This is a genomic window from Actinoplanes sp. NPDC023714 (genome assembly GCF_040639855.1).
Taxonomy (GTDB): domain Bacteria; phylum Actinomycetota; class Actinomycetes; order Mycobacteriales; family Micromonosporaceae; genus Actinoplanes.
Genome location: NZ_JBFAAR010000015.1, coordinates 1 through 13310, shown reverse-complemented (window position 1 = coordinate 13310; position 13310 = coordinate 1). Strand labels below are relative to the sequence as shown.

Genomic DNA, 13310 nt, shown 5'->3' with positions numbered 1-13310 from the left:
ATGCGGATCGCACGCTTCCGGCACGAAGGAAAGATCAAGACCGGAGAGATCAAAGGCGATGGGGTACGGGTGTTCGCCGGCTCCCCGCCGATCGAGGCGATCGTCGCGGACGGCCACGACGCCGTTCACGAGCGCGAGCGCGCTGAGATCGTACCCATGGAAAGTGTGCGATTGCTCGCGCCGCTGCACCCGGCCTCGCTCCGCGATTTCGTCGCGTTCGAAGAGCACGTCGCAGGCGTGCGCCGCAGCATCGACGGCACCGGCGGCGTGCCCGACGCGTGGTTCGACGCACCGACCTTCTACTTCACCAACCCGCACCGGATCTTCGGGCCTGGCGACGAGGTGCCGTTCCCGGCGGCCAGCGTGAACCGTGACTTCGAGCTCGAGGTGGCCGCCGTCGCCGGACCGGACGAGACGATCTTCGGCTACACGATCCTCAACGACTGGTCCGCGCGCGACCTGCAGAAACGCGAGATGCAGGTCAACCTCGGGCCGGCCAAGGGCAAAGACTTCGCGAGCAGTCTCGGCCCGTGGATCGTCACGGCCGACGAGCTGGAGCCGTTCAAGGACGCCGGCGGCTTCCTCGACCTCTGGTGCAGCGTCACGGTCAACGGCGCCGAGGTGGGCCGTGACCTGCTCAGCAACATGGGCTGGACGTTCGAGACGATGCTCGCCTACGCCGCCCGGGACAGCCTTGTGCGACCCGGCGACGTGCTCGGGTCGGGCACGGTCGGCAACGGCGGCTGCCTCGCCGAGCTGTGGGGCCGCAACGGACGGCAGGAGCCGCCGCCGCTGCGGGACGGCGACGTGGTGACGCTGACCGTCCAGGGCATCGGCAGCCTGACCAACACCGTCATCTCCGGACCGGCGACGGACGCACTACCGGCCGTGCGGCGCCGCGACCCGGCCACGGCACGAAACGAGAGGCAGTAAGGGATGTTCGAGTACTTCCCCGGCAACTACGTCTGGAACCTGGGCGTCGTCGCCACCCTGAACAGCGGCGGCCTGATCGACGAGGTCGACCGCGCCTGCCGCCCGATCCGTGACCTCGCGGCGCAGGGCTCCGACGTCGGGACCAAGGAGTTCATGGCCTCCTGGGCGAGGGTCGCCGAAGACCTCGCGACGCAGGCCGCGGCCGACGAGAAGGCCGGCAACCTGCGCACGGCCGGGCAGAAATACCAGCGGGCCACCAACTACCTGGCCCAGGCCGAGCGGATGCAGAGCGCCAAGTCGCCCGACCGCACGGCGTTCTACCAGCGCCTGCTCGACCTCCAGCAGAAAGCGTTCGACCTGATCGACCCGGCCACCACGAGGGTCGCGATCCCGTTCGAGGGCGCGTTGCTGCCGGCCTACTTCAAGAAGGCCGAGACCGGCGGACCAGCGCCGACGATCATCCTGTGGAACGGGCTCGACTCGACCAAGGAGCACATGTACGCCTCCGGGTTCGCGCACGAGATGGCGGCGCGGGGTATCAACACGCTGATGGTGGACTGCCCCGGCAGCGGTGAGGCGCTGCGGTTCCTCGGCCTGACCTCCCGGGTGGAGACCGAGGACTGGGCGAAGGCCTGCGTCGACTACCTGCTGACCCGCGACGACGTGGAAAGCACCAAGATCGGGCTGATCGGCTGGTCGCTGGGCGGCTACTACGCCCCGCGCGCCGCCGCGTTCGAGAAGCGGCTCGCGCTCTGCGTGGCCTGGGGCGCCAACCACGACTGGGGCGCCGTGCAGAAGCGCCGCCTCGAGCGCGAGGGGGAGAACCCGGTCCCGCACTACTGGGACCACGTGCTCTGGGTGTGGGGCGAGACCGACCTCGACACGTTCATCTCCAAGGCCGAGGCGGTGAACCTGGACGGCGTGGTTGAGCAGATCACCGTGCCGTTCCTGATCGCGCACGGCGAGAACGACCGGCAGATCCCGCTGCACTACGCGCATCGGTCCTACGAGCAGGCCGTCAACAGCCCGAAGCGTGAGCTGCGGATCTTCACGGCCGAGGAGGGCGGCGCGGAGCACATCGGCCTCGACCACTTCGCGCACGTGCAGACGTTCATCGCCGACTGGGTCGAGAAGGAGTTCGCATGATCGATCCGAAGGACCCGGAGGGCGCGATCGCGGCGGCCGCGAAACGGTGCTCCAACTGGGGGCGGTGGGGTGCTGACGACGTACGCGGCACCATGAATTTCCTGACCCCCGACAAGCGCACGCAGGGCGCGAAGCTGGTGCGACGCGGGGTCTCGTTCTCGCTGTCGCAGCGATTCGACGCCGATGGGCCGCAGAAGGGCTGGCGCCGCCGCACGAATCCGGTGCACACGATGCTCGACACCGGCACCGACGCGGTCACCGGCGTGCAGGGCTTCCCGCACGGGCTCGGCGGCGCCGACGACGTCATCGCGATGCCGCTGCAGTGCTCGACGCAGTGGGACGGGCTCGGGCACATCTTCGACCACGGGATGGCCTGGAACGGCCGGCCCGCCGATCGGGTGGTGACCAGCCTCGGCGACCTGACGACCGGCATCGAGACGGTGGCCGACGTGGTGGCCGGCCGCGGCGTGCTGCTCGACGTGGGCCGGGCGATCGGGACGGACGGCGAGCTGCCGGACGGGTTCGCCATCACGGAGGAACATCTCGCCGCGACGATCGCCGCGCAGCGGGTCGAGGTCGGCCGGGGCGACATCGTGCTGGTGCGGACCGGGCAGCTCGCGCGGGTGCGCCGGAACGGCTGGGGCGACTACGCCGGTGGGCCGGCGCCGGGGCTGTCCTTCACCACGGCGGACTGGCTGCACCGGACCGAGATCGCCGCGATCGCCACCGACACGTGGGGCTTCGAGGTGCGGCCGAACGAGTTCGAGGACGCGTTCCAGCCGCTGCACCAGGTGGCGATCCCGCACATCGGGCTGTTCCTCGGCGAGATGTGGGATCTGGAAGCGCTGGCGGCGGACTGCGCCGAGGACGGCGTCCACGAGTTCTGGCTGACGGCGGCGCCGCTGCCGATCACGGGCGCGGTCGGCTCGCCGGTCAATCCGATAGCGGTGAAATGAGAATGCGGGGCGCACTCCGAGAAGCGCGCCCCGCATCCTGTGCAGAGCTAGGCGGTGGCGGCCGCCGGCTCCGCTGCCGGGCGGCGCTTGGCCACCCAGCGTTCGAAGATCAGGGTGGTCAGCGGGGGGATCGAGGCGGCCAGACCGAAGAGGGTCCGCCAGATCGACCAGCGCTCCGAGCGGGCCACCCAGAGGGTCGCCGCCAGATATGCCACGAAGAGCGCGCCGTGCAGACGGCCGAACAGCCAGACGCCCGCCTCGGTGGTCTCGGTGACGTGTTTCAAGTACATGCCGACCAGCAGCCCGGTCCACGAGAACGCCTCGGCGATCGCGGTGATCCTGAAGATCCGGAACGGTTGCACGTGTCTCCCCCTCGATTTCGGCGACGCCGACCGTACGCGATTAAAGATGAGTGTTTGCTGACAGGAGGGGTACAACACCTTAGGCTGATTTTTGAGTATAAAAGGGGGCATAGTGCCGGACATCGTGGACGTCATCAAAGAACAGCATCGCCAGGTCGACGAACTCCTCGAGGAGGCGACCCACGACGGCGTCGACAAGGCCGACCTCCTGCACGAGGTGCACCGCATGCTGCTGCCGCACTCCGAGGCGGAGGAGGACTTCGTCTACCCGAGGATCCGGCAGCTCGCGGCCGAAGCGGGCGAGGAGGTGGTCGACGGCGCGGTCGAGCACCACCAGGTCGAGGAGATGATGCAGAACCTGCTGCGCTCCGACCCGGACAAGCCCGGCTGGGACGGCACCCTCGCCGCGATCATCGGCGAGCTGCACCACCACATCCAGGAGGAAGAGGAGGAACTGCTCCCGATCCTGGAGGGTCTGTCCGCCGAGGAGCGCGAGGAACTGGGCCGGCGCTTCGTCGAGGCGACCACCGGGAAGCTGCCCGAGGCGCACACCAGGAGCGAGCTCTACGACCTGGCCCGCGAGCAGGACATCCCCGGCCGCTCCCACATGTCGAAGGAGGAGCTGGCCGAGGCACTCGGCGAGAGCTGAGGGATCGGATAATCACGGCATGGAACGGATGCGCCCTTGCCGCCGGTGCGGTCACCCGACCCGGGTGGATCGGATGATCCAGGGGTACGGCAGGAACTGCGCCGCCCAGCTCGGCCTGATCGGCGGCACGGTGGACACCGGGCACGCCGGGCCGGACCTCTTCGACCTGATCGAGGTGGAGCCCGACGACGAGTGCGACGGCTGGGACCGCCCGGCCGACCGAGGCATCCCGATCTCAGCCCGCCGCCGCCGCTGAACGCGCCGCCGCCGCTGAACGCGCCGCCGCCGGTGAGCGCGCCGCCGCCGCCGGTGAGCGCGCCGCCGCGCCGGTGAAGTCGCGGCCGTTGTTGAGCGCGTCGCCACTGCTGGAGGCGCGGCGCCGGTGAAGGGGCCGGTGATGGCGCCGGTGGGAGTGGTCGGCTGGAAGGTCAGGCGGGGTCAGGTCGCGGGGCGCCGGGCCACGCCGGCGAGCATGAGGAAGGTGCTGGGGTCGGGAGTGGCGGCGTCCGGATCCGGGCGCCACAGCGGCTGCGGGACGAGACCGGGCTCGACCAGGTCCCAGCCGTCGAAGAAGCGGGACACCTGCGGCGCGTCGCGGGGGAGCAGCGACGACCCGGTCCGGTTGTAGAGGTCGGCCACCCGTTCCAGCTCGGCGGCCCGGCTGTCGAGGGTGGCGTGCGAGACGGCGAGGACGCTGCCCGGCGCGGCCACGTCGCGATAGACCCTCAGGGCTTCGGTGAGGGCCGGGCTGTCCGGGATGAACTGGAGCACCGCGACCATGAGGACGCCGACCGGCTCGCGGAAGTCGAGCAGCCCGGTGAGCGCCGGGTCCTCCAGCAGCAGCGCCGGCTGCCGGAGATCGCCGTGGACGACCGCCACCCGCGGATCGTCACCGAGCAGGTGGCGGGCGTAGAGCACCGCGGTCGGGTCGACGTCGACGTAGACCACCCGGGCGTCCGGCGCGATCTCGTGCACGTTCTGCTCGGTCGGGATGCCGGAGCCGAGGTCGAGGAACTGCCGGATGCCCTGCGCCGTGGCGAACCGGACGGCCCGGTGCAGGAACAGCCGGTTCGCGCGGGTGATCACCGCCATGTCCGGTACCAGCTCCAGGGTGCGGGCCACTATCGCCCGGTCCGAGGCGAAGTTGTGGGTGCCGCCGAGCAACGCGTCGTAGATCCGCGCGGCGCTCGCCCGGTTCGGGTCGATGGCCGGTGTACTCATCACGAAATAATGACCGATTTCGCAATGAAACGACGTACTTTAAGGGTGGGAGGGATGGATCGGTGGAGTCAGCCGGGATCCCGGGGCTCCTGCTCGACACCGCCCCGGACGCCATCGTCGTGAGCCGCGCGGACGGCCTCATCACGCTGGCCAACCGCCGGGCCCACGACATGTTCGGCTACCCGGCCGGCGAGCTCGTCGGGCGCTCCGTCGACGACCTGGTCCCGGACGACGTGCGGGACCGGCATCCCGAGCAGCGCGCCGCGTACATCGACGGCGGGCCCACCCCGCTGCGCCGGCTGCCGCTGCGAGGCAAGCGGCGGGACGGCAGCGTGTTCCCGGTGGAGGTGTCGCTCTCGGCGGTCACGGCCGGCGACGAGACGTACGTGACCGCGGTGCTCCGCGACGACACGGCGCAGCGGGAGGCGGCCCGGACCAGGGCGCTGCTCGCCTCGGTGGTGCAGTCCTCGCACGACGCCATCGTGACGACCGACCTGGACGGCGTGGTGCTGTCCTGGAACCCGGGCGCCGAGATGCTCTACGGCCACCCGGCGAGCGACATGGTCGGCAAGTCCATCGACGCGATCATCCCGGTCGAGCGGCGCGGCGACGAGGAGCAGGTCCGGCTGCTGGTCCGGCTCGGCGGCCGGGTCGACCGGTACCGCAGCATCCGGCTCACCGCGAAGGGCGAGATGATCGCGGTCTCCACGCTGATCTCGCCGCTGCTCGACGAGCACGGCACGATGATCGGCACGACCACGATCACCCGGGACATCAGCGACCGGGAACGGGCCGAGGCGCGCGTGCAGGCGATCCTCGACGCCGCGCCGGACGCCATGCTCGGGGTGGCGGAGTCCGGCGAGGTGGTGCTGGTCAACGCCGAGGCCGAGCGGCTCTTCGACCACCCGCGGTACGACCTGCTGCACATGCCGCTGCCGGTGCTGCTGCCGGACGGCCTGCCCCCGGTCTCGGCCGTGCTGCGGACCGGCGGCGACAGCACCCCGCTCGACACGGTCCGGGCCACCGCCGATCCGGCCCAGCCGGCCGACCAGCGCTGGGCCAAGCGCCGGGCGGTGCGCCGCGGCGGCGCCGAGATCCCGGTCGACATCGCCTGCAGCTCGCTGCACACCGACAGCGGCGTGGTCGTCGTCGTGGTGGTCCGCGACATCACCGAGCGCCTCGCCGCCGAGAAGGAGCGCCGCCGGCTGCGCGAGGAGGCCGACCGGCAGCGCCTCGAGGCCCGGATGCAGCAGGCCCAGCGCCTGGAGAGTCTCGGCCAGCTGGCCGGCGGCATCGCCCACGACTTCAACAACCTGCTCGCCGTGATCCTCAACTACGCCTCGTTCATCGTCGAGGACGCGGCCGGCACCCCGCCCGCCGCCGACGCCGAGCAGATCGCCCGGGCCGCCCGGCGCGGCAGCGACCTCACCCACCAGCTGCTCGCGTTCGCCCGCCGGGAGGTGATCCGCCCGCGCCCGCTCAACCTCAACGTCGTGGTCACCGAGGTGCACCAGATGCTGGAGCGGTCCCTCGGCGAGCACATCGCGCTGACCGTGCGCACCACGGCCGGCCTGCCGTCGGTGATGGCCGACCCGGGCCAGCTCGAACAGGTCCTGGTCAACCTCGCGGTCAACGCCCGGGACGCGATGCCGACCGGCGGCCGGCTCACCATCGACACGGCGCCCGTGCGGGTCGACGGCGAGTACGCCGGCCGGATCGCCCTCACTCCCGGCAACTACGTGCGGCTGCGCGTCTCGGACACCGGCACTGGCATGCCGCAGGAGGTGATCGACAAGGCGTTCGAGCCGTTCTTCACGACCAAGCCCAGCGGGCAGGGGACCGGTCTCGGCCTGGCCACCGTCTACGGGATCATCACCCAGGCCGGCGGCACCGTGCAGATCTACTCCGAGTCCGGCATCGGCACCACGTTCACGATCCTGCTGCCGGCCACCGAGGCGGAGGCGCAGGCGGCCGCGCCCGAGGAGTCGGCGGCCGGGCTGACCGGCCACGGCGCGACGGTCCTCGTCGTCGAGGACGAGGCCGCGCTGCGCGAGGTGACCAGCCGGATTCTGCGCCGCGGCGGCTACACCGTGCTGGTGGCGAGCAGCGGCGACGAGGCGTTGCGGCTGGCCGCCGAGAACGAGGTGGACGTCCTGCTCACCGACGTGATCATGCCGGGGATGCTGGGCCGCGACCTGGCGACCGCGATCCTCCGCGGCTCGCCCGGGACCAAGGTGTTGTTCATGTCCGGTTATGCCCAGCCGGTGCTGACCACGCACGGCACCCTCTCGGCCGACGTCCACCTGCTCGAGAAGCCATTCACGAGTGCCGAATTGATGCGGGCGCTCCACGACGAGCTTCAAGCCCGGCCCTGAGGGTAGACGGACCTCATGGCGTACCCGATGGTGGCAACACTGGTCGCGGCCGCAACCCTGGCCGTGCCGAGCGGACCGGCAGCACCCGGCGCTCCCGGCAGGGATCAGCAATATCTCCCCGCCGACAAGGCCGCCCTGCTCACCGCGGCGGACCCACGCAGCAAGGTGTGGGTCACCCTGCAGCGAGGCGGCGGCAGCGGCGAGATCTTCTACCCCGACTTGGGTACGCCGAGCGCCCGCGCCCTGCAATTCGTGGTGGCGCCGCCGTCCGGGCCGGCCGTCCGTGCCGTGGATCCGCGCACCGAGATGACCAGCGACCGCAGCCTCAGCTACCGGCAGACCTACGCGGGCGACGGCTGGCAGCTGGTCACCGACTACACGGTCGACCCGGCGAGAGCGGTCGTGCTGGTGAAGGTGCGGCTCACCGGGGAGGGCCACCGGCTCTACACGGTCTTCGACCCGGCGCTGAACAACAGCCGGGGCGGTGACGCCGGCCGCACCGACGGCGACGCCCTGCTCGCCACGGACGGGCCGGTCGGCAGCGCGCTCGTGGCGTCGCCCTCGTTCACGGCCACGTCCAGCGGCTACGCCGGGGTGAGTGACGGGCTGACCGACCTGCTCGCCGACGGCCGGATGGACTGGCGGTACGCCGAGGCGGCGCCGGGCAGCCTCGTGCAGACCGCCGAGACGCGATCGTCGGCGACCCTGGCGCTCGGCTTCGGCACGTCGTCCGCCGCCGCTCTCCGCGGGACCCGCTCGGTGCTGGCCCGCGGCCACGACCGGGTGCTCCGTGCGTACGAAAAAGGTTGGTCCCGGTATTTGGAGAAATTGAATCGGCCGCCGTCAGCGGCCGACGAGCGCCTCTGGAACGCCTCGGCGATGATTCTCGCGGCGAGTGAGGACAAGACGCATCGCGGCGCCTACATCGCCGCGCCGGCCGCGCCGTGGGCATTCGGCCGCGACGATCCCTCGGGTCCCTATCACCTGGTCTGGTCGCGGGACCTCTATCAGATCGCGACCGGTCTTCTGGCCGCCGGCGACGTGGCCGGAGCGAATCGCGCGCTCGACTATCTGTTCCTGGTGCAGCAGAAGGACGACGGCTCGTTCCCGCAGAACTCGCGCCTCGACGGCACGCCGGTCTGGGAGGGCCTGCAGCTCGACGAGGTGGCGCTGCCGATCGTGCTGGCTCATCAGCTCGGCCGCACCGACGGCCCGATCGGGAACGGCGTGAAGAAGGCCGCCGATTTCCTGGCCGGATATCCGGACGCGCCGTCGTCGCCGCAGGATCGGTGGGAGAACCAGTCCGGCTATTCGCCGGCCACCATCGCGGCCTCCATCGCCGGCCTGGTCTGTGCCGCCGCCATCGTCCGCGCCAATGGCGATGCGACGTCGGCGGAACGCTATGAGCGGACCGCCGACGCATGGCGGGCGAACGTGAAGGAATGGACGGTGACGAGCACCGGCCCGTACTCGGCGAAGCCCTATTTCCTGCGGCTCACCAAGGACGGGAAGCCGGACAGCGGCACCACCTACGACATCGGCGACAGCGGCCCCTCCGGCGTGGACCAGCGCCGCGTCGTCGACCCCGGCTTCCTCGAGCTCGTCCGGCTCGGCGTGCTGCCTGCGGGCGACCCGGTGATCGCGGACAGCCTCGACGTGATCGACGAGCAGCTCGGCGTGCCGGTGCGGGGCGGCCTCTACTGGTACCGCGCCTCGTTCGACGGCTACGGCGAGAAGGCCGACGGCAGCCAGTGGGACTATCCGCTCCCGGCCGACTCCCGCATCACCCGTGGCCGGTTGTGGCCGCTGCTCAACGGCGAGCGCGGCGAGTTCGAGCTGGCCTCCGGGCAGAAGCGGGAGGCGCGGCGGCAGCTCATCCTGATGGCCCGCGCCGCCGGCCCCTCCGGCGTCCTGCCGGAGCAGGTCTGGGACAGGGAGCCGCCGTACCGCCCGGCCGGCACGCCGACCACCTCGGCCACGCCGCTGACCTGGACGCACGCGCAGTACCTGCGCCTCGCCGCGAACCTGGAGGCCGGTCGGATCCTGGAGCAGCCGGACGTGGTGGCACAGCGCTATCTCAGGACGTCGCGCTGATCACGATGCCGACGCAGCCGCAGGCCAGCAGGGTCGCCGCGAGCAGCAGCAGGGCCACCGCGGCGGCCAGCCCCGGGTAGCGCTGCGGCGGCACCCCCAGGTTGCCGCGCAGGAACGACAGCAGGGGAGCGCGGTACTCCAGCTCGACCGTGCGCCCCGGCACGGCCAGCACCGTGGTCTCGGCCGTCCCGATCCGGGCCGGCATCAGGTAGGGGACGTGCACGTGCACGTGGTGCTCGCCGAGCGCCACCGACGTGGCCACCCGCCCCCAGATCGCCGGCACCCCCTGGCCGTCGATCTCGAGGACCGGGGTGAACATGCCGAGCAGGAAGGCGAGGGGCGCGTACCGCATGGTCACCGCGATCGTGGAGCCGCCGTCGCCGCGCGCCGGATCGTCCGGCGGGAAGCCGGGGAGGACCGGGCGATAGGGCGGTGCTTGCGTGGCCACGAGGCAGGATATGCCGGAACTCGCGGCCGGTTCAATGTCCGAAGTGGACCCCATGAGAACGGCGGATCTCGATAGACTGCCGCCGTGACCCCCTCTGTGGACGACCAGACCGTCTCGCCCGCGCGCCGGTGGAACTACTGGCTCGGCGGCAAGGACCACTTCCAGGTCGACCGGGAGTCCGGTGACCGGATAGCGGCGGCGTACCCGGCCGTGCGCACCGCCGCGCAGCAGGGACGCGCCTTCCACAACCGGGCCATCCGCTTCCTCGCGGCCGAGGCCGGCATCCGGCAGTTCCTCGACATCGGCACCGGCCTGCCCGCCCCGGACAACACCCACGAGGTGGCCCAGCGGATTCAGCCTGCCAGCAAGGTGGTCTACGCCGACAACGACGCGATGGTGCTGTCCCACGCCCGCGCGCTGATGAGCGCCGGCACCACGACGTTCGTGCACGGCGACCTGAACGAGCCGGCCGCGATCCTGGAGTCCGGCGAGCTGCGCGAGACGCTCGACCTGAAACAGCCGATCGGCATCCTGCTCATCGCCGTCCTGCACTTCATCCCGGACGACGACAAGGCCCGCGCCGTGGTCGCCGAGCTGCTCGACGCGGCGGCGCCCGGCAGCTACCTGGTCGCCACGAACTCGACCAAGGACTTCGTGCCGCCGCACGTCGCCGCCGTCTACGACCAGATGCTCGCGGCCGGGCACGTCGACGCGTGGCCGCGCGACAAGGACGTGTTCGGGTCGTTCTTCACCGGCCTCGAGGTGGTCGACCCCGGCATCGTGGCGATCAGCGAATGGCGGCCGGATCGTGAGGACCGGCCCAGCGCCGCCGAGGTCTCGATGTACGGGGCGGTGGGCGTCAAGCCCCGGTGACAGAACGGCAACTCGTCCCATGAGGTTGCACCTGAGCCGTACCGTTTCTCAGGGTTCCTTCAGCCTGCGTTGGTAATTTTCCGATCAAGCTGGTTTTCCTCACTGGGAGATAAGAGTGGTCTTCAAGAAGTTGCTGGGCGCCTTCGGCGTGGGCGGTCCGAGCGTGGACACCGTGCTGTCCAACCCCAGCACCTACCCCGGAGCCCCGCTGACCGGCCAGGTCAACGTGGTCGGCGGGACGCAGGAAGCCGACATCGAGCACATCACCCTCGGCCTGGTGACCCGCATGGAGGTCGAGTCCGGCGGCAACGACTACTCGACCGTCGCGGACTTCTTCCGGGTGACCGTGGCCGGCCCGACGCGGCTCGCGCCCGGCCAGCAGCTGTCGATCCCGTTCCGCATCGACATGCCCTGGGAGACCCCGATCACCACGGTCTACGGGCAGAACCTGCGCGGCATGGTGATGGGCGTGCGCACCGAGCTGGCGATCGCCCGCGCGGTCGACAAGGGCGACCTCGACCCGGTCCACGTGCACCCGCTGCCGATCCAGCAGAAGATCCTGGACGCGTTCTCGCAGCTCGGCTTCCGATTCAAGTCGGCCGACCTGGAGCACGGCCAGATCTACGGCGTCCACCAGACGCTGCCGTTCTACCAGGAGATCGAATACTATCCGCCGGCGCAGTACGCGCACGGCATCAACGAGGTCGAGCTGACGTTCGTGACCAGCCCGCACTCGGTCGAGGTCGTCCTCGAGTTCGACAAGCGCGGCGGCCTCTTTACCCAGGGCCACGACACCTACGGGCGCTACTCGGTGTCGCACCACGACGCCGACACGACCGACTGGCGCGCCGTCGTCGACGGCTGGGTGCGGCAGGCGCTGGACAAGCGCAAGTCGTTCCTTCCCCCGGGCGGCGGCTACGGCCAGCCGGCGTACGGCGCTCCCGGTTACGGCCAGCCCGGTCACGGCCAGCCCGGTTACGGTCAGCCCGGCTATGGGCACCACGGCCACTACCGGGGTCACGGCCACGGCCACCACGGCGGTGGCATGGGCGGCATGGCGATGGGCATCGCCGGTGGTCTCGCGGCCGGCTACGTCGCCGGTGAGGTCTTCGACGAGATCGGCGACGCCTTCGAGGGCGAGGAGTAACAGGTACTCGGAAAGGGGCGCTCTCCGCGCCCCTTTCTTCTCGCCGAACTCGCCCGGCCCGTGCCCGCCGGACCGGGGACGGCTCGAACTGCCGGGGTGCGGCCGGTTTCCCGTACCGATGAAGGTCTTTCGAAAGCCGGCGGCGGATCGCTCAGATCTCGGCGGGGGTGGACTGCCGCCGCGCCTCGGTCACGGCGGCCATGAGCTCGTCCCAGCGCGGGTCGTCGCGGAAGCGGGCCAGGCGGATCTCGGTGGCGGCGCGGGCCGACGTGTATTCCCACCAGGCCGCGACCCGGACCGGCCAGAGGCCGACGCGGACGGCGCCCGCGATGAAGCAGCGGTGGGCCAGCAGCGTCGCCGCGAGGATCTCCGGCTCCAGCTCGATCTCGCCGTCGTCGATGGCCTTGCCGAGGGCGCGCACGTCGCGGTGCATCTCGGAGTAGGAGATGAGGTTCGGCATGGCCGGCACCAGCAGCTCGTCCTCGGGATCCACGAGATCATCGGCGTAGGCCGGGGTGAAGACCACGTCGTCGACCGTGACGATCAGCGGAATCGCCTCGTGTTTCCGGCCCTGTTTGACCCGAAGATCGATCTGTACGGCCGGAGCTCCCGTGGGTACGTGAACCCAATCGGCATCGAGCACATCGCGGAACGCGAGGCGGACGGTGTCGCCGATCGCCGGCACGTGGACCGTGACCAGGCCGGGGCCGTAGGACACCTCGGTCCCCGGCACCTCCTGGATCATCTCGGCGAGCTCGTCTGTGCGCATGGACCTCGTTATACGCGGTTTAGCGTTTCCGCGCGATCACTGTTGTGACGCGGGTCGCCGGTGCCCCGAGTTGGCGTTCGCTCCACGGTCCTGTAATGTTTTCCAAGCCGCCAGGGAGACGGGCGAGCGAGCGGGACTCGAAAGAGGCCCGGAGCGGCCGTCCTGGAGGAACCCCAGAAATGATCGCGGCTTTCGGGTCGTGTACAGTTCTGCGGGTCGAACAAATGGCCCCAGTCATGACGATGGTGTGCGGTTGTTCTTTGAGAACTCAACAGGGTGCTTGATAAGCCAGTGCCAATTATGGCAATACCCCGGCCTGTCCTTCGGGATGGGTGGG

Annotated in this window: 13 protein-coding genes; 9 read left to right on the top strand and 4 right to left on the bottom strand. The window is 70.7% G+C overall.

Annotation, left to right across the window (positions count from 1 at the left end; all coding sequences use genetic code 11):
* Genes AB0G10_RS40090 through AB0G10_RS40080 form a run of 3 tightly spaced genes read left to right on the top strand, consistent with a single transcriptional unit; the run spans nt 1 to nt 3035 of the window.
* Nucleotides 1–933 carry a fumarylacetoacetate hydrolase family protein gene (locus tag AB0G10_RS40090; protein WP_360934677.1) on the top strand — a complete coding sequence of 311 codons (933 nt, stop codon included), beginning with the start codon at nt 1–3 and terminating at the stop codon, nt 931–933.
* Nucleotides 934–936: 3 nt separating this feature from the next.
* Nucleotides 937–2079: an alpha/beta fold hydrolase gene (locus AB0G10_RS40085; RefSeq protein ID WP_360934674.1), complete on the top strand. Its 1143-nt coding sequence runs from the start codon at nt 937–939 to the stop codon at nt 2077–2079.
* Nucleotides 2076–3035 carry a cyclase family protein gene (locus AB0G10_RS40080; protein WP_360934671.1) on the top strand — a complete coding sequence of 320 codons (960 nt, stop codon included), beginning with the start codon at nt 2076–2078 and terminating at the stop codon, nt 3033–3035. The genes AB0G10_RS40085 and AB0G10_RS40080 overlap by 4 nt, the downstream gene beginning before the upstream one ends.
* A gap of 47 nt (nt 3036–3082) precedes the next feature.
* Here the strand turns inward: AB0G10_RS40080 and AB0G10_RS40075 are convergent, their stop codons facing one another.
* Nucleotides 3083–3397 carry a DUF3817 domain-containing protein gene (locus AB0G10_RS40075; RefSeq protein WP_360934668.1) on the bottom strand — a complete coding sequence of 105 codons (315 nt, stop codon included), beginning with the start codon at nt 3395–3397 and terminating at the stop codon, nt 3083–3085.
* A 112-nt stretch (nt 3398–3509) separates the two neighbouring features.
* Here AB0G10_RS40075 and AB0G10_RS40070 point away from each other — a divergent pair, with 112 nt between their 5' ends.
* Both AB0G10_RS40070 and AB0G10_RS40065 read left to right on the top strand, forming a co-directional pair.
* A complete protein-coding gene (locus AB0G10_RS40070) occupies nt 3510–4046 on the top strand; it encodes a hemerythrin domain-containing protein (protein WP_360934664.1) in 537 nt (178 codons plus the stop codon).
* 19 nt (nt 4047–4065) lie between these two features.
* On the top strand, nt 4066–4302 hold the full coding sequence (locus AB0G10_RS40065) for a hypothetical protein (RefSeq protein ID WP_360934661.1): 237 nt from the start codon (nt 4066–4068) through the stop codon (nt 4300–4302).
* A 182-nt stretch (nt 4303–4484) separates the two neighbouring features.
* On the opposite strand, the gene AB0G10_RS40060 is transcribed toward AB0G10_RS40065, so the two are convergent.
* Nucleotides 4485–5267 carry an SAM-dependent methyltransferase gene (locus AB0G10_RS40060; RefSeq protein ID WP_360934658.1) on the bottom strand — a complete coding sequence of 261 codons (783 nt, stop codon included), beginning with the start codon at nt 5265–5267 and terminating at the stop codon, nt 4485–4487.
* Between the two features lie 62 nt (nt 5268–5329).
* Here AB0G10_RS40060 and AB0G10_RS40055 point away from each other — a divergent pair, with 62 nt between their 5' ends.
* Together AB0G10_RS40055 and AB0G10_RS40050 are read left to right on the top strand one after the other, a co-directional pair.
* Nucleotides 5330–7642: a PAS domain S-box protein gene (locus tag AB0G10_RS40055; protein ID WP_360934656.1), complete on the top strand. Its 2313-nt coding sequence runs from the start codon at nt 5330–5332 to the stop codon at nt 7640–7642.
* Between the two features lie 15 nt (nt 7643–7657).
* Nucleotides 7658–9736: a glycoside hydrolase family 15 protein gene (locus tag AB0G10_RS40050; RefSeq protein WP_360934653.1), complete on the top strand. Its 2079-nt coding sequence runs from the start codon at nt 7658–7660 to the stop codon at nt 9734–9736.
* Here AB0G10_RS40050 and AB0G10_RS40045 read toward each other — a convergent pair.
* A complete protein-coding gene (locus AB0G10_RS40045; protein WP_360934650.1) occupies nt 9720–10184 on the bottom strand; it encodes a hypothetical protein in 465 nt (154 codons plus the stop codon). The two genes, AB0G10_RS40050 and AB0G10_RS40045, sit on opposite strands and share 17 nt — an antisense overlap.
* A gap of 84 nt (nt 10185–10268) precedes the next feature.
* Here AB0G10_RS40045 and AB0G10_RS40040 point away from each other — a divergent pair, with 84 nt between their 5' ends.
* On the top strand, nt 10269–11057 hold the full coding sequence (locus AB0G10_RS40040; protein ID WP_360934647.1) for an SAM-dependent methyltransferase: 789 nt from the start codon (nt 10269–10271) through the stop codon (nt 11055–11057).
* Nucleotides 11058–11172: 115 nt separating this feature from the next.
* Nucleotides 11173–12204 carry a sporulation protein gene (locus AB0G10_RS40035; protein WP_360934644.1) on the top strand — a complete coding sequence of 344 codons (1032 nt, stop codon included), beginning with the start codon at nt 11173–11175 and terminating at the stop codon, nt 12202–12204.
* A gap of 151 nt (nt 12205–12355) precedes the next feature.
* Here the strand turns inward: AB0G10_RS40035 and AB0G10_RS40030 are convergent, their stop codons facing one another.
* Nucleotides 12356–12973: a hypothetical protein gene (locus tag AB0G10_RS40030; protein WP_360934641.1), complete on the bottom strand. Its 618-nt coding sequence runs from the start codon at nt 12971–12973 to the stop codon at nt 12356–12358.
* Nucleotides 12974–13310: the final 337 nt, after the last annotated feature.

Bases quoted from the DNA above. Each gene is read 5' to 3' on its own strand.
- AB0G10_RS40090 (WP_360934677.1), top strand. From the start codon at position 1: ATGCGGATCGCACGCTTCCGGCACGAAGGAAAGATCAAGACCGGAGAG.
- AB0G10_RS40085 (WP_360934674.1), top strand. From the start codon at position 937: ATGTTCGAGTACTTCCCCGGCAACTACGTCTGGAACCTGGGCGTCGTC.
- AB0G10_RS40080 (WP_360934671.1), top strand. From the start codon at position 2,076: ATGATCGATCCGAAGGACCCGGAGGGCGCGATCGCGGCGGCCGCGAAA.
- AB0G10_RS40065 (WP_360934661.1), top strand. From the start codon at position 4,066: ATGGAACGGATGCGCCCTTGCCGCCGGTGCGGTCACCCGACCCGGGTG.
- AB0G10_RS40060 (WP_360934658.1), bottom strand. From the start codon at position 5,267: ATGAGTACACCGGCCATCGACCCGAACCGGGCGAGCGCCGCGCGGATC.
- AB0G10_RS40050 (WP_360934653.1), top strand. From the start codon at position 7,658: ATGGCGTACCCGATGGTGGCAACACTGGTCGCGGCCGCAACCCTGGCC.
- AB0G10_RS40030 (WP_360934641.1), bottom strand. From the start codon at position 12,973: ATGCGCACAGACGAGCTCGCCGAGATGATCCAGGAGGTGCCGGGGACC.